This is a genomic window from Serratia sp. ID 25-353 (assembly GCF_054792795.1).
The window spans coordinates 2,054,282-2,073,193 of record NZ_CM139236.1 but is presented as its reverse complement, the minus strand read 5'-3'; the positions used below and the strand labels follow the sequence as shown (position 1 = coordinate 2,073,193).

At 60.0% G+C, this 18,912-nt stretch carries 19 protein-coding genes; 7 read left to right on the top strand and 12 right to left on the bottom strand.

Annotation, left to right across the window (positions count from 1 at the left end; translation table 11 throughout):
- The first annotated feature begins 196 nt into the window (after positions 1 to 196).
- Together ACYF6X_RS09885 and ACYF6X_RS09880 are read left to right on the top strand one after the other, a co-directional pair.
- Positions 197 to 1,540 (top strand): 2-hydroxycarboxylate transporter family protein, encoded by a 1,344-nt coding sequence (locus ACYF6X_RS09885; RefSeq protein ID WP_038877686.1) that lies wholly within the window; start codon positions 197 to 199, stop codon positions 1,538 to 1,540.
- A gap of 332 nt (positions 1,541 to 1,872) precedes the next feature.
- Complete coding sequence (locus ACYF6X_RS09880) at positions 1,873 to 3,291, top strand: serralysin family metalloprotease (RefSeq protein WP_130017961.1); 1,419 nt, start codon at positions 1,873 to 1,875, stop codon at positions 3,289 to 3,291.
- A gap of 146 nt (positions 3,292 to 3,437) precedes the next feature.
- Here ACYF6X_RS09880 and ACYF6X_RS09875 read toward each other — a convergent pair whose 3' ends face one another.
- The gene (locus ACYF6X_RS09875; protein WP_004931526.1) at positions 3,438 to 3,647 is read right to left on the bottom strand and encodes a hypothetical protein; all 210 of its coding nucleotides are present in this window, start codon (positions 3,645 to 3,647) and stop codon (positions 3,438 to 3,440) included.
- A gap of 157 nt (positions 3,648 to 3,804) precedes the next feature.
- Between ACYF6X_RS09875 and ACYF6X_RS09870 the strand changes: the two genes are divergently transcribed.
- The gene (locus ACYF6X_RS09870) at positions 3,805 to 3,957 is read left to right on the top strand and encodes a hypothetical protein (RefSeq protein ID WP_164070495.1); all 153 of its coding nucleotides are present in this window, start codon (positions 3,805 to 3,807) and stop codon (positions 3,955 to 3,957) included.
- 38 nt (positions 3,958 to 3,995) lie between these two features.
- Here ACYF6X_RS09870 and yniD read toward each other — a convergent pair whose 3' ends face one another.
- Positions 3,996 to 4,088, bottom strand: a complete 93-nt coding sequence (gene yniD, locus ACYF6X_RS09865; RefSeq protein ID WP_016928013.1) for a small membrane protein YniD — start codon at positions 4,086 to 4,088, stop codon at positions 3,996 to 3,998.
- A 335-nt stretch (positions 4,089 to 4,423) separates the two neighbouring features.
- Between yniD and ACYF6X_RS09860 the strand changes: the two genes are divergently transcribed.
- Together ACYF6X_RS09860 and ACYF6X_RS09855 are read left to right on the top strand one after the other, a co-directional pair.
- A complete protein-coding gene (locus ACYF6X_RS09860) occupies positions 4,424 to 4,816 on the top strand; it encodes an ASCH domain-containing protein (RefSeq protein WP_049295454.1) in 393 nt (130 codons plus the stop codon).
- A gap of 4 nt (positions 4,817 to 4,820) precedes the next feature.
- On the top strand, positions 4,821 to 5,420 hold the full coding sequence (locus ACYF6X_RS09855; protein ID WP_130017962.1) for a hypothetical protein: 600 nt from the start codon (positions 4,821 to 4,823) through the stop codon (positions 5,418 to 5,420).
- A gap of 55 nt (positions 5,421 to 5,475) precedes the next feature.
- On the opposite strand, the gene ACYF6X_RS09850 is transcribed toward ACYF6X_RS09855, so the two are convergent.
- The 10 genes from ACYF6X_RS09850 to yebS all read right to left on the bottom strand — a co-directional run bounded on the left by ACYF6X_RS09850 (position 5,476) and on the right by yebS (position 17,340).
- On the bottom strand, positions 5,476 to 5,715 hold the full coding sequence (locus tag ACYF6X_RS09850; protein ID WP_063989654.1) for a DUF1480 family protein: 240 nt from the start codon (positions 5,713 to 5,715) through the stop codon (positions 5,476 to 5,478).
- Between the two features lie 135 nt (positions 5,716 to 5,850).
- On the bottom strand, positions 5,851 to 6,783 hold the full coding sequence (locus ACYF6X_RS09845; protein ID WP_130017963.1) for a Csu type fimbrial protein: 933 nt from the start codon (positions 6,781 to 6,783) through the stop codon (positions 5,851 to 5,853).
- A gap of 20 nt (positions 6,784 to 6,803) precedes the next feature.
- Positions 6,804 to 9,224, bottom strand: a complete 2,421-nt coding sequence (locus ACYF6X_RS09840) for a fimbria/pilus outer membrane usher protein (protein WP_207221085.1) — start codon at positions 9,222 to 9,224, stop codon at positions 6,804 to 6,806.
- Positions 9,225 to 9,291: 67 nt separating this feature from the next.
- Entirely contained in the window at positions 9,292 to 10,056 is a 765-nt protein-coding gene (locus tag ACYF6X_RS09835; protein WP_107226900.1) for a fimbrial biogenesis chaperone, read from the bottom strand.
- A gap of 24 nt (positions 10,057 to 10,080) precedes the next feature.
- Positions 10,081 to 10,629 (bottom strand): Csu type fimbrial protein, encoded by a 549-nt coding sequence (locus tag ACYF6X_RS09830; RefSeq protein ID WP_165384381.1) that lies wholly within the window; start codon positions 10,627 to 10,629, stop codon positions 10,081 to 10,083.
- A gap of 5 nt (positions 10,630 to 10,634) precedes the next feature.
- The gene (locus ACYF6X_RS09825; protein ID WP_130017964.1) at positions 10,635 to 11,138 is read right to left on the bottom strand and encodes a Csu type fimbrial protein; all 504 of its coding nucleotides are present in this window, start codon (positions 11,136 to 11,138) and stop codon (positions 10,635 to 10,637) included.
- A 2-nt stretch (positions 11,139 to 11,140) separates the two neighbouring features.
- Positions 11,141 to 11,680, bottom strand: a complete 540-nt coding sequence (locus tag ACYF6X_RS09820; protein WP_063989658.1) for a Csu type fimbrial protein — start codon at positions 11,678 to 11,680, stop codon at positions 11,141 to 11,143.
- Between the two features lie 274 nt (positions 11,681 to 11,954).
- Positions 11,955 to 13,391 (bottom strand): 16S rRNA (cytosine(1407)-C(5))-methyltransferase RsmF, encoded by a 1,437-nt coding sequence (gene rsmF, locus ACYF6X_RS09815; protein WP_130017965.1) that lies wholly within the window; start codon positions 13,389 to 13,391, stop codon positions 11,955 to 11,957.
- Positions 13,392 to 13,493: 102 nt separating this feature from the next.
- The gene (locus ACYF6X_RS09810; RefSeq protein ID WP_063989660.1) at positions 13,494 to 16,124 is read right to left on the bottom strand and encodes a PqiB family protein; all 2,631 of its coding nucleotides are present in this window, start codon (positions 16,122 to 16,124) and stop codon (positions 13,494 to 13,496) included.
- A complete protein-coding gene (yebS, locus tag ACYF6X_RS09805) occupies positions 16,093 to 17,340 on the bottom strand; it encodes a membrane integrity lipid transport subunit YebS (RefSeq protein ID WP_063990337.1) in 1,248 nt (415 codons plus the stop codon). Before yebS ends, ACYF6X_RS09810 begins: the two co-directional genes overlap by 32 nt.
- Before the next feature lie 255 nt (positions 17,341 to 17,595).
- Between yebS and ACYF6X_RS09800 the strand changes: the two genes are divergently transcribed.
- Both ACYF6X_RS09800 and proQ read left to right on the top strand, forming a co-directional pair.
- Positions 17,596 to 18,093, top strand: coding sequence for a GAF domain-containing protein (locus tag ACYF6X_RS09800; protein ID WP_019454877.1), 498 nt, complete (start codon positions 17,596 to 17,598; stop codon positions 18,091 to 18,093).
- Between the two features lie 96 nt (positions 18,094 to 18,189).
- Positions 18,190 to 18,900, top strand: coding sequence for an RNA chaperone ProQ (gene proQ / locus ACYF6X_RS09795; protein WP_063989661.1), 711 nt, complete (start codon positions 18,190 to 18,192; stop codon positions 18,898 to 18,900).
- The last annotated feature ends 12 nt before the right edge of the window (positions 18,901 to 18,912 follow it).

Here is an 18,912-nt window from a genome sequence, read left to right as displayed (position 1 = left end):
AATTACGCCGGTGTAATTTAGTTTTGCATTTTTATTTTTTATCATATTGTCAGGGCTGTCTACTGTTTTATTTCTTATTAGAAAAAGCGAAATCCACAATAGGATTTTTCGTAATCATTTGTTTTTGCTTGGCTATGGCAAGGTTGTTGCGCCAGGTGAATCTAACCGTACTGTACGCTTGTCAGCAGGGTGAATAATGAAACAGATAAATGCAGAACTGGCCTGTGATAAAAATACGGCATCGTCCGAATCCTCAGGATTAATTAATCAACTTCGTCAAATAGATATCGGTGCGGTGCCGATCGCGTTGTTTATCACGATTTGCGCGATCGTGGCGATTTCCGCCTATGCCAACTTCCTGCCGAAGAATATGATCGGCGGCCTGGCGGTGATAATGACGCTGGGCTTCGCGCTGGCGCAGTTGGGAAAAAGCATTCCCGTGCTGCGCGATATCGGCGGGCCGGCCATTCTGTGTTTGATGGTGCCGTCGGTGCTGGTCTATTTCAATGTCTTCCAGCCCAACGTCATGGGCACGGTTCATTTGCTGATGAAAGACGCCAACCTGTTGTATTTCGTCATCGCCAGTCTGGTGGTCGGCAGCATTCTCGGCATGAACCGGGTGATCCTGATCCAGGGGATGATTCGCATGTTCGTGCCCTTGGTGGTCGGTACGGTGACGGCGGTGATCACCGGGCTGCTGGTGGGCAAGCTGTTCGGTTTTACCTTCTATCACACCTTCTTCTTCATCATCGTGCCGATTATCGGCGGCGGCATCGGCGAGGGGATTTTACCGCTGTCGCTGGCCTATTCGGCGATCCTGGGAGCGACGCCGGACGTCTACGTCGCGCAACTGGCGCCGGCGGCGGTGCTGGGCAATATCTTCGCCATCGTGACCGCCGGGGTGCTGGCGCGCATCGGCATGCAGCGCAAGGCGCTGAGCGGCGACGGCATGCTGATCCGCTCGGCGCAGGAGAACGCGATGTTCGCCATCAAGGAGCAAAGCGGCAACGTCGATTTCCAACTGATGGGCGGCGGGCTGCTGGTGATCTGCGCCTTCTTTATCGTCGGCGGCCTGTTCGAACACATCGTGCATATTCCCGGCCCGGTGCTGATGATCCTGTTTGCGGTGCTGTGCAAGTACTGCCGGGTGATCCCGGCCTCGATGGAAACCGGCGCGCACAGTTTCTACAAGTTCGTCTCCACCGCGCTGGTGTGGCCGCTGATGATCGGTCTGGGCATGCTGTACGTGCCGCTGGAAAGCGTGGTGGCGGTGTTTTCGGTCGGTTATGTGGTGGTCTGCGGCTCGGTTGTGCTGTCGATGGGGCTGGTCAGTTTCCTGATTGCGCCTTACCTGAAGATGTTCCCGGTGGAAGCGGCGATCGTCACCTGTTGTCACAGTGGCCTGGGCGGCACCGGTGACGTGGCGATCCTGTCGGCGTCGAACCGCATGGGGCTGATGCCGTTCGCCCAAATTGCCACGCGCATCGGCGGCGCATCCACGGTCATCGGCGCGACGCTGCTGCTCGGTTGGTTAGTCTGAGTCCAGAATTTCTTATGGATAGCCGGGGTTGGATTGCCCCGGTTTTTTTATGCGTTTTTTCCGCTTATCGTGATAATGCTGATGATTACCTTGAAAATCATTCGTATGGCGCAAATGCATAGTCGTACTTTATCTAAGAAAATTCTGTACTCGGCGAAAATGTGTCTATTCTTTTCTCTTAAGGGATTATCGTTCTCATTCAGAGTGCCGAGGGAAGGCGCCACCGCATTACCGATATCCCCGTATTGATTCAACACCGGGCCGCTGCCGTTCAGGCAATCCGCCAGTTGGGGCATCCCCCCGATTGAATTGACGAATATGGAGATAAGGTTATGTCATCAAGCAATGCTTCCGTTAAGGCCGAAGGCGTATTAGCCCTGCTGGGCGCTTATAAACCCAATGAAGACGACACCATTACCGTGCTTCACCCGTCGAAAACGTTCGAAAACGCCGGCCTGGAGCTGGTGCGCGGCGATCGCAGTTGGCACGACAAGGGTGTGACCGACACGCCGGTCTCCCTGACCTTCAGCTTCTGGGAACAGGCGCCGAGCAACATGTCGAGCATGGGCATCAGCGGCTTCAGCAGCTTTAACGCCGAACAGCGCGAGCAGGCCAAACTGTCGTTACAGTCATGGTCCGACGTGGCCAATATCACCTTTACCGAAACCAGCAACACCGCCGCCGCCAATATCAAATTCGGCCTGTTCGACTACAGCTCGCGCGGCTCCTATGCTTTTGCGTATAACCCGGACACCTCGCCTTCGGTTGCCGGGCAAACCTGGTATAACGCCAAGAACCACACCTTCGTCAACAACCAGATCCATGAGAAAGAGTACGGTCGCCAGACCTTCACCCATGAAATCGGCCATGCGCTGGGGCTGCAGCATCCGGGCGACTATAACGCCGCGCCGGGCGTCAGCATCACCTACGGCAAGGATGCGACCTATTTCGAGGACAGCCGCGCCCACAGCGTGATGAGCTATTTCAGCGAAAGCAACACCGGGCAGGACTTTAAAGGCGCTTACTCTTCCGGGCCGCTGCTCAACGACATCACGGCGATCCAGCACTTCTACGGCGCCAACATGAATACCCGCACCGGCGATACGATCTACGGTTTCAATTCCAATACCGATCGCGACTTCCTCACCGCCACCGGCGCGCAGGACAAGATTGTCTTCACCGCCTGGGATGCCGGCGGTAACGACACCTTCGACTTCTCCGGCTTCAGCCAGAATCAGCGCATCAACCTGAATGAAAAAGCGTTCTCGGACGTTGGCGGCCTGAAAGGCAACGTGTCTATCGCCGCGGGCGTGACGATTGAAAACGCCATCGGCGGATCGGGCAACGATGTGCTGGTGGGCAACGCCGCCGATAACGTGCTCAAGGGCGGCGCGGGCGATGATGTGCTGTACGGTGGTAAAGGGGCGGATCAGCTGTGGGGCGGCGCCGGCAAGGACACCTTCGTCTATTTCGCGGCGGATGAGTCGACGGCGGCGGCGCCGGATTGGATCCGCGACTTCGTGCGCGGTGAAGACAAGATTGATCTGACGCTGTTCAACACCGGCAGCGCCGACGGCATTCGCTTCGTCGATCAGTTCAGCGGCAAGGCGGGTGAAGCGATGCTGAGCTATGACGCGCAAAATCACGTGAGCGACGTGGCGATCAATCTGGGCGGCGCCTTTGGCGGCAGCGATTTTCTGGTGAAAGTGGTGGGGCAGCCGCTGGATGCCGGCGATTTCGCGCTGGCGTAATGCAGGCAACAAAAATAGGGCGTTTGGGGTAAAAACCCGACAATTCCTATTAATTACGTCATATTAGCGTGACATAGTAGCGCGCAGAAGGCCGGGCTTGCATACCTCGGGCTTCTGTCGGATCGCCAACCTTTTCGGTTGGCGATTCATTTTCCGCCTTTCAGCATGTTGATGGCGGCGCCGAGCAGGATGCGCCGTTCGATATCGTTGCTGTCCGCCAACTGCCGCGCCAGATGTTTTTCCAGCGTTTCCACCGACAGTGCTTCGCCACGATGGCGCAGCTGCATCACGCCGTCGCCGATCAGGCGTGCGACCTCATCCCATACGGGTTTAATCTCCTGTTCCGAGAACGTCATGGCCTACCTCGGCTGGTTGATTTTTGCCCAATGTAGCAGCTGAACTGCGGCTTCGCTACCGGCTGCCTAAAACAGGAAGCATAAAAAACAAGCCATCAGTATTTCTTCTGGTTTTTACGCTCAATACTTGCAGTGTCGAAAAGCAGGAGAAAACATCATGAACTGGGTCGAAACCTTGGCGGAGTACTACCGCCTGAGCCGCACGGGTGAAACGCAGCATTGGCTGTGCCGCCGCTGGTTACCGCAGGGGGAGGCGCGTTTGGCCTATTTGCGGGAGTTGTTGGAGCCGACCGCGCCGCGGCGGCGGTGAACAGGGCGCCGGCGCTTGGCCGGCGTCGTTTCGCGAGATTAACCGAAGGCGATCGCCGCCCAACGCAACAGCAGCAACGCCAGGCAGATCAGCAGCAGCACCACCACCATTTTACTGAGTTTGTTGCCCATGCGTTTTGTTGCCACGTTGCCCCCTTAACTGAAGTACCACCCGCCGACGAGGGCGATGAGGAAAAGCGTCACCAGGGCAACGCCGTTGAGTAAATCGCTGAAGGTATCGTCAGCATCGATGTCGTTTTGCCGCATGTTGCCGCCTGGCGGTTGCCATTGGGTGAATAATGTCCACAGTATGCGCCCGGCAGCGCGGCCGGCACAGCGAAGAACGGTAAAAACGCGTAAAGGCGGCGGTGGCCAAACGCGCAGTCGCGCTTGCGACGGATGCAGACGGCCGGCAATACGTTGTACTATCCTGTCTGCATTGATGCATTTTTCCTAAAGGTATAATCATGGCGACGGCAATTCCACAGAAATACGAACACCTTGAGCGCTGGGCGTTCGGCGATACCGAGCAGCAGGCCGATGAAGTGGTGCAATTGATCCTCAATGGCACCAAAACGGCCACCTGTTCCAACCTGGACGGCGAAGGGATCCCGCAGGCCGGCGATCTGTTCCTGGTGGTGGACGGTAAAGGTGAACCGGTCTGCGCGGTTGAACTGACCGCGGTGGAAATGAAAACTTACGATCAGGTCGATGAAGCGCACGCCTTTGCCGAAGGCGAAGGCGATCGTTCGCTGGCGCATTGGCGCAAAGAGCTGCAGCGCTTCTTCGAAGAGTATGACCTGTTTTCGCCGGACATGACGCTGGTGCTGATGAATTTCAACGTCGTCGACAAGTTCTAAACGGATGCGCGCCGTTCCCTACGAATGCCAGTGGGCAAGCCCGGAGCTGGCCGCCGATCTGATCGCCGGCCGCGCGACGCTGGCGCAAGACGAGAATTGGGCGCGCAGCGGCGCCCGCGATCGGGCGGAGTACGCTGAGTGGGCCAACCACGTGTGCGGCATGGCCTGCCTGAAAATGGTGCTGAGCCACCGCGACGGCGAAGCGCCGCCGCTGCTGGAGCTGGCGCGGCGCAGCCTGCCTTACGGCGCCTATGTGCGCGAGGGGGAGCGAATCAAAGGGCTGATTTACGCGCCGTTTGTCGAGTACGTGCGCGAACAGTTTGCGCTGCAAGCGGAGGTGAAGGTGAGGCTGGAGGCCGCTGACGTGCCGGCGCTGCTCAGCGAATACCGCTACTTTATCGCCTCGGTGCATCCCTCCATTCGCCGGCCCGAGAGCCTGCCGCCGCAGCGGGGTGGGCATCTGGTGCTGATCACCGCCGCCGATGCGCACAGCGTGACCTTCCACAACCCTTCGGGCGACAGCCCGGCGACGCGCGAACGGGTACAGTTGCCGCTCAGCCGCTTCGCCCCTTTCTTTGCCGGCCGCGGTATCGCCATCGCATAAAAAAACGCGCTGTTTCCGATGAAAACAGCGCGTCGTCAGCAGTTCTGTTGCATTTTCATGCCAGCCGCATCACCCAGGCGTCCGACTGCCGGTCGTAGTGCTGCTTGTACAGCAGCGACTGCTTGCCGTCGAGGATCGCCGGAATACTGGTGTGTTCATCCCAGCCGTCCAGCTGCATGCACAGATCCGGATCGGACTTGCAGGGAATGCTCAGGGTGCCGGCACGATCGGCGCCGGCGTGAAGATGCGCGTCATCGACCTCGAAGCTGCCAATTTTTACGACGGTTTTGCTCATGGGAACTCCTTGCTCAATGGTGTGGTAGGAGGTTGGACCAGTAAGGTCATCGGTATGAGCATAGCCAAATGAGCAAAAAATGCCACATAAAAATTACATTTTGGAAACAATTTCCACGGCGACAAAACACAACGCCTAGTACTCCACCACAAAACTGAGGTTGTCTTGATAGCTGCCGACCGCCACTTCCGTCTGCGCCGCATTGACCGCCGCCTTATACGGGATGCTTTGCGCCAGCCCGGTGCCGGCGCCGCTCTGTTTGTTGGTGCTATCCCAAACGGTCGTCGTATTAGGCAAGTAAATCTGGTACTGCATGAAATTGCTGGTGCCGCTTTTCATCCGCCGCCACCCGGTGACGGGGTTATTGCCGTTGGTGAAATAGGTGTTGTATCCCTCGGTTTTGGTGCAGGTCAGGGTGATGCTCTGATTGACAGGATTGAACTGCCCGACCAACGCCATGCTGCCAAAGTTGACGTTGGGGGCGGTGCCGATCAGGCAGTCTTTGGTGATCGCCACGGTGACAGTGACGGTGCTGGCCTGGTTGACACCGTCCCACCAGATGCACAGCCCGATCAGACCCAGGCCACAGATATGGTAGTTCCAGATCAGGTTGATGTTGTCGGTATAGGTGCCTGCGCGCACGTTGGCGCCGGCGGTGGTTTTGATATACAGCGGAAAGTTGACGTTGGAGGAAATCAGGATCAGCGACAGCAGGTTCAGCGAGCTGTAGTCGATGGTTTGGCCGATGCTGTAGGGATATTGGTAGTTGGCGTCGGGGTAGATCAGGTAAGCGATTTTATCGCCGGAACCGTCGGTGTTGGCGACCGCCATATTGTTGGTGGTGGAGGCGATCTTGACCGTAACGGTGTTTTGCGTGAGCAAACTGAGCCCGAGGCCGGTGCAGTTGAGACCGGCAGTGCCCTGGGCGTTAATCTGCCCGTTGTAGACCACGAAAGAGCTGCTCCCCGGTAAGGTGACGGTGCCGTTGGTGGTGGCGCAGTCGGCGAATGCGCGCTGACAGATCAGCAGCAAGAGGGTTAACAATAAGGCTTTCAATCCCCGAAACATAATGACTCTCCGTCGTTGAATTAGCGGCAGACAACCGGGCCGACGCGCTGGATGCCCTGAGGCTTAGCCAGGCTGAATTCCGCCTGGCACGGCGGGCCGCCGTCGGCCGGGATCACGCTCAGGCGATTGTGTTGTTGCACCGGGTCGATATAGGTCATGCCATCCCAACCCACATAGCTCTGTTGATTGCCGCCAACCACCGCCACCTGGCTGCCGTTGGCCAACGGTTTGCCTTGCTCGTCAACCAGTTCGACGTCGGCGGCGGAGATGGGTTGAATAGGGAACTCAACCAGAAAACCGCTGTGATCGCGAATGGCGACGGTTTTCTCCACCGTCGGCAGCGCGACGTCGGCGGGCAGGCTGAGCGGATCAATCTGGAATTTCGCATGGTAGTAAGAGGTGACGGTCGGCACCAGCAAATAGCCCTGGGCATCGGTCTTGCCGATCAGCTGGTTCTCATAGCTCACCGGAATGTCGGCGTATCCTTGCGTGGACACCAGCGCAAAGGCGTCGTTGATGGTGTTGGTGGCGTACACGCCGCCGTTCATCGCCACCAGCGAACCGCTGATTTCTCCCCAGTGGTTGGTCTCATCGCGGGTGCCGTATATGCCCGCTCGAGCTTCGAGCCTGCGGGTGCGCCAGGTCAGATCCGCCTGGCGGTAATCGCCGCCGCTCGGGTTGTTGGCGTAGGCCAGATTCCAGCCGAAACCGCCATCGGTCGGCGCGGCGCGGCTGTAGCTGACGCGTTCGCTCCAGCGGTTGTTGCTGTCGCGCGCGGCACTGAGGCTGGCGGTGCCCCAACTGTCGAACGGAATGGAGAGCTGCAGTTGGGCGCTGTAACCGCTGCTGCCGATTTCCCGGTTCAGCGAGGCGTACAGGCTGCTGTTGCGCCAAAGCGACACACTGTAGGACAGGTTCACCAGGCGGGTTCGTTGGGCGATGGCGTCGCGAACGTCAAAATAACCGGCGCCGAGGCTGCCGAGCCGGCCCAGGCTGACGCTGCCGGTTAACTGATCGGTACGACGGCTCAGACGGTAGTCGCTTTTATACACGGAAATGTCGCCAAAATCGGCGCTGCGCAGAATGCGTTGCGCGTTGAGGCTGAAACGTTGGTTGCTGTAGGTGTAGCCAAAACTGCTCTGATCGCCGTGATTGCCGGTGTAGCGATAGACGGGCTGGGGATCCGGCTGTTGCAACGGTCTGCCGGTCAGCGGGTCGTAATAAGTGGGGGATTGTATCGGCCGGCCGCCGTTAAACGCCTCGTCGCCCGCCTGGCTGACGCTGTAGGACGCGTTGAGAACCCCCCATTGCCCGACGCGAATGTCGGCGCCGCCGCCGCCGACTGCCAATTCGGCTGCGCCTTCGGCGCGTCCTTCCAGGGTTAACCAATCAGTGACGCCGTAACGTAAGCTGGCGCTGCCTACCCATTGCCCGTAATCGGCAGAATTCAAGCCGTAGTTGCGCCGCAGCAAGCCGGTGGAAATGCTGAAATCGCTCATGCCAGTCTGCAGCAGGTTGCTGGCCACGTAGAACGGTACCGTGGTGCTGACCTGGCGGCCGAGGGCGTCAGTGGTGACGACGGTGGCCTGACCCGCGCCGTTAATGTAGGGCACGCTGTTGAGGGTGAATGGCCCGGGATTGATGTTGGTGGTGCTGTTTTTATAGCTGTTGATGTATAAATCGACGCTGCTGGGCAATGCCGCCTGGCCGGAAAACTGCGGCAGCGGGTAGGTGATAAGATCCGGGCGCACCGCGAAATTGCGCGCCAATTGCAAGCCGCCGATGCGCACGGCGCTGCTCCAGGGGAGCGAGCCGGTGGTAAGGTCACCGGCGATCACACTCAGCATCCGCTGGTCATCGTTGAAACGCCAATAGCTGTCGTACCGAATATAGCGGCCGCCATCGTCGTTTGGCCCGCCGTTAAACCCGCTGCGGTAGATGCCGGTGTTGGCGATGACGCCGAATCCGTCGAACAGCCGCTGCTCGCTCCACGCCGACAGGTAGCCCGGCCGGCCATTGCCGTTGCTTTGGCTGGCATAGATGTCGTAGTTGAACAGCAAACCCAGGCTGCTTTGCGCCGGCAAGCGCTGCAACGGTGAATGGGCACCGATGGTTTGCTGCGGCAACCAGTCGTTGGGCACGTTGATCAGCAACTGCTGGCTCTCGCCGCTGTAGCTGACATCCACCTTCTCCAGCCGATCGACGGCGATTTCTTTCGCCTGTTTATCCGCTACCGGCAGCCCGGCGTCGAGCAGTTGCTGGGGCGTCATGTAGTAATGGCCGCCGCGGTAGTTGACGGGCACGACGTTGCCGGTTTGGCGCCCGTTGACGACCGGCTCCAGATACAGCGTGGTGTCCGGCATGCTGACGGCGCGGGGGGGCGGCGGCAGATCGTCGCCGAGCGCAAACGGCAGCCAGCCGCCGGCCGCCATGCTCAGCATGGCAAACGCCAGCGGCTTAAGGCTCAAGCGCCGCGTCGATAGCCTCCCTGTCGGCTGCACCTGGGCCTCAATAAGACGGAATGGCTACGGGCTGTTTGTTGTCATTGACCGTGGCCATCAGCTTGCCGCTGCTGAAACCGCCGGCGGGCGGCAAGGCGAAGCGCATCTGCGAACCGGGCAGCACGTATCCCATCAGGCCGGGATTCAGGCTGCGGCCTTGCAGCGTCACTTTCGAAATACGGGCATGCACTGCGCCTTGATTTCGCACCTCCAGCCAGCGTTCGCTGCTTTGCTGCTGTAGACGATAGCTGAGCCGGGGTTGGCTGGCGGTCGCGTAATCGCGCGGTTTTTCGCTGTCCTGCTTGGTCCAAATGCCCTTGCCGCTGACGAACAGCGGCACCGAGTAGCGCATCTGGAATTTCAGCCCCATCTCCGCACCGCCGGGGGCGGCATCCGATGATTGTTCTTTCACCGGCACTTCATCGACCAAAATGCGGTAGGCGCGCTCCTGTCCCGCCGGTGGGGCCGACTGTTTGATCAGGCGTATCAGCTGGCGTTTGCCTGGCGCGATCGACGCCACCGGCGGGCTGGCGATCACGTCGCTTTGGTTGCTGTAATCGTCTTTGCCGGCGGTTTGCTGCCAACCCAACACGCGAATTTGCATATAGACCGGTTTGCTGTCGCGATTTTCCAGCCACAGCGCGGTGGCCTGCTGTTGATCTTCAATCACCGGATCGATTGGCCAGATAAGAATGGAAGCCGCGGCCAGGGCGTGCTGCTGGCTTGCCAGGAGCAGGGCTGCCGTTAACGGCAGACGGAAGGGTATGCGCATAACTCAATCCTTATTGCAAAAAACTTAATAAGTGACCGTCAACAAGACCGTATCGCTGTAAACGCCACTGGTGGGCAGGGTACTGGTCGAAAACAGACGGGCGTAAACCTTGATTTCTTGCGTGCTGCCGGTGGCGGCGACGGTCTGCGCCGCGCCGCCGTTGGCGCCATCTCCCCAAAGGGTGGCGTAGTTGCTGTCTTGATAAAGTTGATACAGCAGCGTTTCCGACGTGACGGCGTTCTGTAATTTTCTGCCGCCGGCGATAGATCCGGTCACATGATTGCCGACGCCGAAGGCCAGCGTAACGCTCAGCCCCGGGTTGCAGCGAAACAGCACCGAACCGGCGCCGCTGCTGGAGACGACGCTGACTGCGTTGCTCAGCGAGGACAGTTGGCCGAAGTTCAGGGTGCCGAAGGTGGTCACGTCACTGACGCCGCTGCCCAATACGCAGCCTTTTACCACGGTTGCATTGACGGTGAACGGCTGGCTTTTGGTCAAGTCGTTGACGCCGGTATCGCTTTGGGCCGGGGAAAGCGGCAGGCAGAACAGCAAACCGCAAATTGGAGCGCGCATCGTCATTACCAATTGATCGTGACCTGTACCGTATCGGTGTAGCTGCCTGTCGGGGGCGTGGACTGCGCCGGAATCATGCCATAGACCGGCAGCCAGTTGTCCGAACCGTTGGCGGTTTGTGACACGCCCGTCAGATTATCCCAAATGGTGCTGTGGGCGGCGTTGGTGTACAGGTTGTAATTCACCCGTTGGCCGGCCGCGCTTTGCAGGTAGCGGGCAGCGGTATTGCCGCTTTGCCCGCCGCCAAGCAGAACGCTGTAGCTGGTGCCGTTGGTGCATTTCACCCGAATGGCGCCGGCGTTTTGCTGCCCGGCGGCGCTGGTTGCGGTGCTGAGAAAATACAGCGTGCCGAAATTCAGCGTGCCGAAGCTGACGTTGCCGCCTGAGCTGCTGCCGGCTTCACAGGCGCTGAGCAAGGTCGCGCTGACGCCAAGGGTCGCCGTTTTGCTGTCGGCCTGCGCCAACAGGCTGCACGCCCATAATCCGCAGCAGCAAAGCGCGCGCCGCACCGTTACCAGGTGACCGTCATCGTGACGGTATCGTTATAGGTGTCCGCCGCCGGGGTGGAACCGGCCGCCGGTACGCGGCCATACACGATCAGCGGAACGGCGGCGCCGGTGCCGGTGCCGGTCAGCGCGTTGGCACCACTGCCCCAGGAGGTGGTGCGCGCGGCATCCTGGTAAAGGTTATAGCTGATGAATGCGCCTGCCGTGCTGGCCATGCGGCGTTGGGTGCCTGAAGTGACGTGGAGCCCGTTGTCCAGCGCCACCGTGTAGTCTGTGCCGGTGGTGCAGGTCAATGACAGCGTACCGGCCCCCCCTGCGCCGGTGGCGCTGGCGTCGATAATGTTGGCCAGTGAAGAGTAAGTGCCGAAGCTGATGGAGCCGAAGTCGTTGACGGAACCGCTGCTGTTGCCGCCCCCCACGACGCAACCGGCGCCGATGGTTAGCGTCACGCCTAACGTGCCTTGAATGGTGCCTGCTGCGTTAGCCGCGCCGTTGGCGCACAGCAGGGTTGCTACCGAGGTCAATGCCATCAGAGTTTTTTTCATCTTATATTCCTTGCCGTATGAGAGAAAGCCCGCAAAGACACCACCCAGAGGTGGGTTGAACGTATTCATTTAGCTGCACTTTAATTAATAGAATAAGAATCGGGAATTGTCTTGATGAAAGCGAGAAACTTTTTATTCTCACCCCACGGCTGACGGGGCTTGTAGGCGAGGTATACCGATAAAGTGAAATGATTAGAATAATAACGAACGGCGATGGGAATATTATTAGCGTTATTTTATCGCCGGGGAGCGTCATTCCCCGGCGCGATATTGTTTACAGGTGGAAGTCCAGCGCGCCATCGCGCACCAGCTCGCGCGGCAGGTTGTTCTTGATGCGGCTGCCGATGCGCTTGGCGATGCCCAGCGGCTGGCCCTGGTAGGTGACGATGCATTCATCGCCGGCCGGCGGCTGCTCCGGGTAGAGATCGCGGCCGTGATACCACTCCTGCGCCAGCGCGGCGTCCAGCTCGAAATGCGGTTTGCCGCCGGTACCCGCGAGGGCGATCGCTGCCTCGTGCTGCCAGCGGAAACCTTTTGGGAAACGTTCCGCCAGCTTGAGGCCGATACGTGAGAAGCGCACCTTGCCGAACAGTGGCTCCAGCTCGGCCGGAAACAGCCAAATCTCCTTGTCGCGCTCCCACAGCCGGCTGTCATCGCCCCAGGTTAAGCCGGATGCGGCGGCGGCTTGGGCGACCAGCGCCGCCTCTTTGCCCGACAGCGGGCTGAACGGGAACTTCCCGACTTTATAGGTCGGCTTCGCCAACGGCGCTACGGCGTGCTGTTTGCGCAGGCGGGCGACGAAAAACCCTTCACTGTCGTAAATCTGTGGGAAGACGTGCAGAAAGCCTTCGGCGGTCAACGCCTTGTCGGCGCCGGGGAACAGCTCTGCCAGCGGCTCGACGCTGACCGCGTCGCCATAGGTATCCAGCAGCCAATGCACCACCTGCTGATTTTCCTGCGCATTGAGCGTGCAGGTGGAATAAACCATCACGCCGCCCGGTGCCAGCGCATGAAACGCGCTGTCGATCAGCTCGCGCTGGGTGGCGGCGATCTCGGCGACGCTGTCCGGTGACCAGTTGTTCATGGCGTCCGGATCCTTGCGTACCACGCCTTCGCCGGAGCAGGGGGCGTCGAGCAGAATGGCGTCGAAGCTCTCCGGCAGCGCGGCGCCGAACACCCGGCCGTCGAAGTGGGTCAACGCGGTATTTTTCACGCCGCAGCGGCTGATATTGGCGTGCAGCACTTTCACCCGGCTGGCGGAGTATTCGTTGGCGACAATGCCGCCCTGATTGCCCATCAACGCGGCGATCTGGGTGGTTTTGGAGCCCGGCGCCGCCGCCACGTCCAGCACCCGAGTCGGCGCTGCGTTGCCCGCGAACAGCGCACTGACCGGCAGCATCGAACTGGCCTCCTGAATGTAGAACAGACCGCTCAGGTGTTCGGCGGCGCTGCCTAATCGCAGCTCTTCATCGTCGCGCTCGATCCAGAACCCTTCCGCGCACCAGGGAATAGGCTCCAGTCGCCAGTCGTAACCCTGCACCAGCGCCAGGAAGTCGGCGACGCTGATTTTCAGCGTGTTGACGCGCAGGCTGCGGCGCAGCGGGCGCTGGCAAGCGGCGATAAAATCGTCCATCGCCAGCTCGGCGGGCATGATGGCGCGGGTGGCGTCAAGGAAAGCGGGGGGCAGAAAAACGGCGGTGGATTTGGCCACGGGGCGAACTCTCAGGGTGCAATAAAGACAAGGGCGAGAGTTTATCACAAAGCGGAAAAAAACAGGGCCCGGCAATGCCGGGCCCTGAGGAAAATGCGAAATTTAATCGCGCGGAATGGCGGTGCCCCAGGTTTTCCAGTCCTTTGGCTCTTCCGGATTCAGCAGGAAGTGTTTGTTCGGCGTCGCTTTCGGCGCCAGCGGAATGGTCGGCGGCGTGGCGAAGGCGATACCGCCGCGGATGAACTGCTGGAAGGTGCCGCTCTTGATCACGCCGCCGGTCAGGCCGAACTGCAGGTTGTACCCCGAAGCCAGCCAGAACACGCTGTTATTGCGTACCAGATGCTGATACTTCTTGCTGATGCGCAGCGCGACGTGCACCCGGTCGGACATGGCGCCAAGGTAGAAACCGGTGATGGTGCCGACCTCCACACCGCGGAACAGCACCGGCGTGCCGATCTGCAGCGAGCCGGTTTCGGCGGCGTCGAGCACTACGCTCAGGCCGTCGAGATAGCGCGAGTCGGTGATGCTGGCCTGCTGCAACTCGAAGGTGCGCAGTTCGCGCCCGCGCCCCGGCTCCACGTTGATATAAGGCTGGAGCAGGGTATCGAGGTTGCTGACACCGGCGGCGGAGATCTCCGGCGAAACGATCGAGAAGCGGCTGCCCAGGCGCGCGAAGGTCTGCACGTATTCCGGATACAGCACCGCTTTGGCCAACACTTCGTTGCGTTCCGGCGCCAGCTGCAGCGACTCCACCTGACCGACGTCGATGCCGAGGTAGCGCAGCGGCATGCCCGCCGACAGCTTGCTGGCGTCGTAGGTTTTCAGCGTGATTTGGCTGCCCACCGCGCGAGCGGCGGTTTCGCTGGCGTACAGCACGCGGTTGGCGCCTTTGTTCAGCGTCACGCCCTGCAGGTTGTCGAAGCTGATGGCGCCTTTCAGCGCGCGGTTAAGCGGCGAAGCCTGCACCGTCAGCCCGCTGCCGTTGAGCTGCACCTTGGCGCCGCCTTCGGCCCAGAAGATGCTTTCGCGCGTCAGCAGCTTGCGGTATTCCGGGCTGATGTAGACGTCCACCTCAAACTCGTTGGCTTTCGGCCGGACATTGACGATCTCGCCCACCTGGAATTTGCGGTACAGCACCACCGAGCCGGCCTGCACGTCCGGCAGGCTGGTGGCGCTGAGGGTCAGGGTGGTGGCCGGGGCATTGCCGACGATGCCTTCCTCGGCTTTTTCGCTGTTGGCGTACAGCGGGTATTGGCCGCCCGGCTCCCCCTTGCTGCCGGGAATAATGCGCACACCGCCGTCGACCCACTCCTGGGCGCTGGCGCCGAGCACTTCCATGCCGTCGATGCCCAGCTTGACGTCGAGGCGGCTGTTGACCACGAATTTGCTGTCTTTGTGCAGCAGGCCGCGATATTGGGCGTCGATGGCGGCGGTGAACACTACGCCGCCGGCGGTCAGGGTGCGGCTCAGGATCTGGCCGACTTTCACGCCGTGCACCACCAGCGGTTGCCCGACGTCGATGCCGTAGCTTTGCGGCGCATTCAGCGTGACGGTCAGCACGCCCGGCTGTTGTAACAGCGTTTCACTGCTGTCCAGCACGTTGAAGCGCTGCTGCGGCTCGCCTTCGCCCGGAATCAACTCCAGCGTGGTGCCGGTCAGCAGTTGGCTGAGTTTGGCGTCGTTGAGGCTGATGCGCGGGCTGCGCATCACGATACGGGTGCCGCTGCGCATCAGATCGACCACCGAAGGATCGATGGTCAGTTCACCGACCACTTTGCTGTCCTGCTGCAACGTCAGCTTGGTCAGGGTGCCGACCTGCAGCCCCTGGTACATCAGCGGCGTGCGGTTTTCACTCAGGCTGTTGCCGCTCGGCAGATCCAGCAGGATATTGACGCCGCGCTGGCTGTGGGCCAGATCGGGGTACAGAGCATAGCTCTGATCGCCCTTGGCCTGCTGGCCATCGGCCGGCGAATCGAAGGCGATGGCGCCGTTGACCAGCGCCGCCAGGCTCTCCATCTGAACCGTCGCGCCGGACAGGCTGAAGTCGCCCTTGAAGCCGGAGACGTTCCAGAAGCGGCTGTTGCTCTTCACCAGGTTGGCGAAGCGGCGATCGATCAGCACGTCGATGGTCACGCCCTTGTTGCCTTCGCTGATGGTGTAGTCGTACACCTTGCCGACCGGGATTTTACGGTAGTAGACCAGTGAGCCGCTGTTGAGCGAGCCCAGGTCGTCAGCGTGCAGGTGAATCATCAGTTCGCCAGTGTTCAGGCGGTATTTCGGCTGGGTATCAAGCGCGGTGAAGTGGGTTTGCGCTTTGCCGCTGCCGGGCATCATGCCGATATAGTTGCCGCCGACCAGCGCATCGAGCCCGGAGACCCCGGCCAGCGAGGCCTTGGGCGTCACCAGCCAGAACTGGGTGCCTTCGCGCAGCGAGTCTTCCAGATCGCTTTTGATGCTGGCTTCCACCACGATGCTGCGCAGATCTTTGCTCAGGCTGATCTTCTGCACCGTGCCGACCTCAACGCCCTGGTAGCGCACCGGCGTGCGGCCGGCGACGATACCCGCCGCCGATTGGAAATCAATGGTGACGGTGGTGCCGCGCTCCTGGAAATTGTTATAGACCAGCCACCCGGCGATCAGCAGGGCGATGAACGGCAGTAACCAGAACGGTGAAATGCGGCGCTTGTTCTTGACCCGCGCTTCAGTCGGTGTAGTCGGCGTTTCCTGTTGCATGTGCATCCCAAATCAATCGGCTATCCAGCCACTCAACGGCAAGAATAGTCAAAATGACCGCCGAGCCAAAGTAAAACGCGGCCGGTCCCATAGTAAAAGATAACAGCTGGTCGCGGTTTACCAGCGACATCATCAAGGCGATAACGAACAGATCCAGCATCGACCAGCGGCCGATCCAGGTGACCAGGCGCAGCAGACGAATGCGCGTCTTCAGGCTGTGCGAGGTTTTAAAGTGAATGCTGAACAGCAGCGTGATCAGCACGATCACCTTGGTAAAGGGCACCAGCACGCTGGCGATGAACACGATGGCGGCGATCGGCACGTTGCCGGAGGTGGCCAGCGAGACCACGCCGGAGAAGATGGTGTCTTCGAGGCGCACGCCGTTGGCGTAAATGATGGAAATCGGCAGCAGGTTGGCCGGTATCAGCAGGATCATCGCCGCGATCAGTGCCGCCCAGGTTTTCTGCAGGCTGTAAGGCTGGCGGTGGCACATCGGCACGTGGCAGCGCGGGCAGCGGCCGCGCGCGTCGGGATAGCCGGTATAGTGACAGGACAGGCAAATATGCAACGCCGCCGGCGGGCCTTCCGGCTGCTCCTGTGGATAGTAACGCTCCCACAGCTGCTCCAGATTGACATGGATCAGCGTCAGGATGCTGAGCAGGGTGAGCGACAGGTAGGCGATCAGCGCGCTGCCCGCCTGGATATCGGCGTAATCCTGCACCTTGATCGCCGCCACCGCCATGCCGATCAGATAGATGTCCAGCATCACCCACTCTTTCAGCCGTTCCAGCATCAGCAGCACCGGGCGCAGGTTCATGCCGAGCGCGTGGCCGAAGCGCAGGTAGAGCAGCGACAGCGCCAGCGTCAGCGGGGCGCCGAGGGTGCAGAACGCCACCATGCTGGCGGTGAGCGGGTCGCCCTGACGGCTCATCTGCCAGATACCTTCCAGCAAACTGGCGTCGATGCGCGTGCCGAGCAGGCGGATGCTGATCAGCGGTTCGGTGAAAGCGAACGGCATCAGCAGCAGCATGGCGATCGCCATGGCGGTCAGGCGCGTCATCGACCAGTCGCGGCCGTTCACCACCTTGGCGTTGCAACGCGGGCAATAGGCAGCCTGGTTGCCGCTGAGCGGCGGCAGCACGAACAGCAGGTCGCATTCGCAGCAGCGCTGGTGGCGCGCTTTGGAAAGGGGGGCGGTGATCGCGTGTATTTTCATCTTTGACAAGTCGCTGCCCTTGAGCCCGCCGGAACTGTCAGCGTAGCTGAAAAATAAACCGGCCGCGTCACTGGCGATCGGGCGCCGGACGGTAAAACGAGGTAAACCGGGATTCTGAGCGGCAAACATACCCCGAGCGACAGGGTTTTGTGAAGCAACAGATGATTAACCTTGTGGCTATACGCATTTAATGCTTATTTTATAGGGCCTAAGCTTTGGGCTTCTGGCCATCTTCACTGTTTCAATGGTTATCACATGACAAAAGAACAATTCTACGCGGAATTAAAACGTGACCTGAGCGCGTTGCTCGGCGGGGAGACCAACTTTATCGCGGCGCTGTCCAACGCCAGCGCGTTGATCAACGAGCGTCTGGATGACGTCAACTGGGTCGGTTTCTATCTGATGGAGGGCGACCAGCTGGTGCTGGGGCCGTTCCAGGGCAAGATCGCCTGCGTGCGCATCCCGGTGGGCAAGGGCGTGTGCGGCACGGCGGTGGCGGAAAATCGCGTGCAGCGCGTCGGCGACGTGCATGCGTTCCCGGGTCACATCGCCTGCGATGCGGCCAGCAACGCGGAAATCGTGCTGCCGCTGGCGGTTGGCGGCCGAGCGATCGGCGTTTTGGATATCGACAGCACGGTTTATCAACGCTTCGACGAACAGGACGAAGCGGGCCTGAAAGCAGTGGTGGCGGGGCTTTGTGAGCAACTGGAACAGTGCGACAGTGCGAAATATGTGACTGTGGCGGCAAGTTGATCGACGGTTAACGTGGCAATTACCGATGGCGTCATTATAATGACGCCTGTTCATGCCTGTGGCTTGTTGGCAATACCGTTGTAATCAGGAAATTTCATGGAAAATCAACCTAAGTTGAACTCTAGTAAAGAAGTCATTGCTTTTCTTGCCGAGCGTTTTCCGCTCTGCTTTAGCGCCGAAGGCGAAGCTCGTCCGCTGAAAATCGGTATTTTTCAGGATTTGGTAGAGCGCGTGCAGGGGGAAGAGAATCTCAGCAAAACGCAATTGCGTTCTGCCCTGCGCCTGTACACCTCAAGCTGGCGTTACCTGTACGGCGTCAAGGTTGGCGCGCAGCGCGTCGATCTGGACGGCAATCCGTGCGGTGAACTGGAGCAGCAGCATGTCGATCATGCTCGCCAGCAGCTTGAAGAAGCCAAAGCGCGCGTTCAGGCACAGCGTGCCGAACAAAACGCCAAAAAACGTGAAGCCGCCGGCGAATCCGCCGATGCCGCTCCGCGCCGTCCGCGCCCAGCCGGTAAAAAGCCTGCTGCACGCCGCGAAGGCGGAGCCGCGCCGGAAAACCGCAAGCCGCGCCCACAAACTCGCCCACAGCCCGCTCGCCAACCTCGTGAAGCAAAAGAGGAAAGCCAGCCGCGTTATGCGCCAGTCACGGATATCTCTAAACTGCAAATTGGCCAGGAAATCAAAGTCAGAGCAGGCAAGAGCGCGATGGATGCTACCGTACTCGAAATCGCTAAAGATGGCGTACGTGTGCAGCTCTCTTCCGGTCTGGCGATGATTGTGCGCGCAGAACACTTGCAGTTCTGATACGGAGGCCAA

Coding starts and splice junctions, on each gene's coding strand:
- ACYF6X_RS09860 (WP_049295454.1), top strand. CDS start 4,424: ATGGCGACGGCAATTCCACAGAAATACGAACACCTTGAGCGCTGGGCG.
- ACYF6X_RS09835 (WP_107226900.1), bottom strand. CDS start 10,056: ATGCGCATACCCTTCCGTCTGCCGTTAACGGCAGCCCTGCTCCTGGCA.
- ACYF6X_RS09875 (WP_004931526.1), bottom strand. CDS start 3,647: ATGACGTTCTCGGAACAGGAGATTAAACCCGTATGGGATGAGGTCGCA.
- ACYF6X_RS09850 (WP_063989654.1), bottom strand. CDS start 5,715: ATGAGCAAAACCGTCGTAAAAATTGGCAGCTTCGAGGTCGATGACGCG.
- yniD (WP_016928013.1), bottom strand. CDS start 4,088: ATGGGCAACAAACTCAGTAAAATGGTGGTGGTGCTGCTGCTGATCTGC.
- yebS (WP_063990337.1), bottom strand. CDS start 17,340: ATGAAAATACACGCGATCACCGCCCCCCTTTCCAAAGCGCGCCACCAG.
- proQ (WP_063989661.1), top strand. CDS start 18,190: ATGGAAAATCAACCTAAGTTGAACTCTAGTAAAGAAGTCATTGCTTTT.
- ACYF6X_RS09855 (WP_130017962.1), top strand. CDS start 4,821: ATGCGCGCCGTTCCCTACGAATGCCAGTGGGCAAGCCCGGAGCTGGCC.
- ACYF6X_RS09880 (WP_130017961.1), top strand. CDS start 1,873: ATGTCATCAAGCAATGCTTCCGTTAAGGCCGAAGGCGTATTAGCCCTG.
- ACYF6X_RS09820 (WP_063989658.1), bottom strand. CDS start 11,680: ATGAAAAAAACTCTGATGGCATTGACCTCGGTAGCAACCCTGCTGTGC.
- ACYF6X_RS09845 (WP_130017963.1), bottom strand. CDS start 6,783: ATGTTTCGGGGATTGAAAGCCTTATTGTTAACCCTCTTGCTGCTGATC.
- ACYF6X_RS09885 (WP_038877686.1), top strand. CDS start 197: ATGAAACAGATAAATGCAGAACTGGCCTGTGATAAAAATACGGCATCG.
- ACYF6X_RS09840 (WP_207221085.1), bottom strand. CDS start 9,224: ATGCTGAGCATGGCGGCCGGCGGCTGGCTGCCGTTTGCGCTCGGCGAC.
- ACYF6X_RS09870 (WP_164070495.1), top strand. CDS start 3,805: ATGAACTGGGTCGAAACCTTGGCGGAGTACTACCGCCTGAGCCGCACG.
- ACYF6X_RS09800 (WP_019454877.1), top strand. CDS start 17,596: ATGACAAAAGAACAATTCTACGCGGAATTAAAACGTGACCTGAGCGCG.
- ACYF6X_RS09810 (WP_063989660.1), bottom strand. CDS start 16,124: ATGCAACAGGAAACGCCGACTACACCGACTGAAGCGCGGGTCAAGAAC.
- ACYF6X_RS09830 (WP_165384381.1), bottom strand. CDS start 10,629: ATGCGCGCTCCAATTTGCGGTTTGCTGTTCTGCCTGCCGCTTTCCCCG.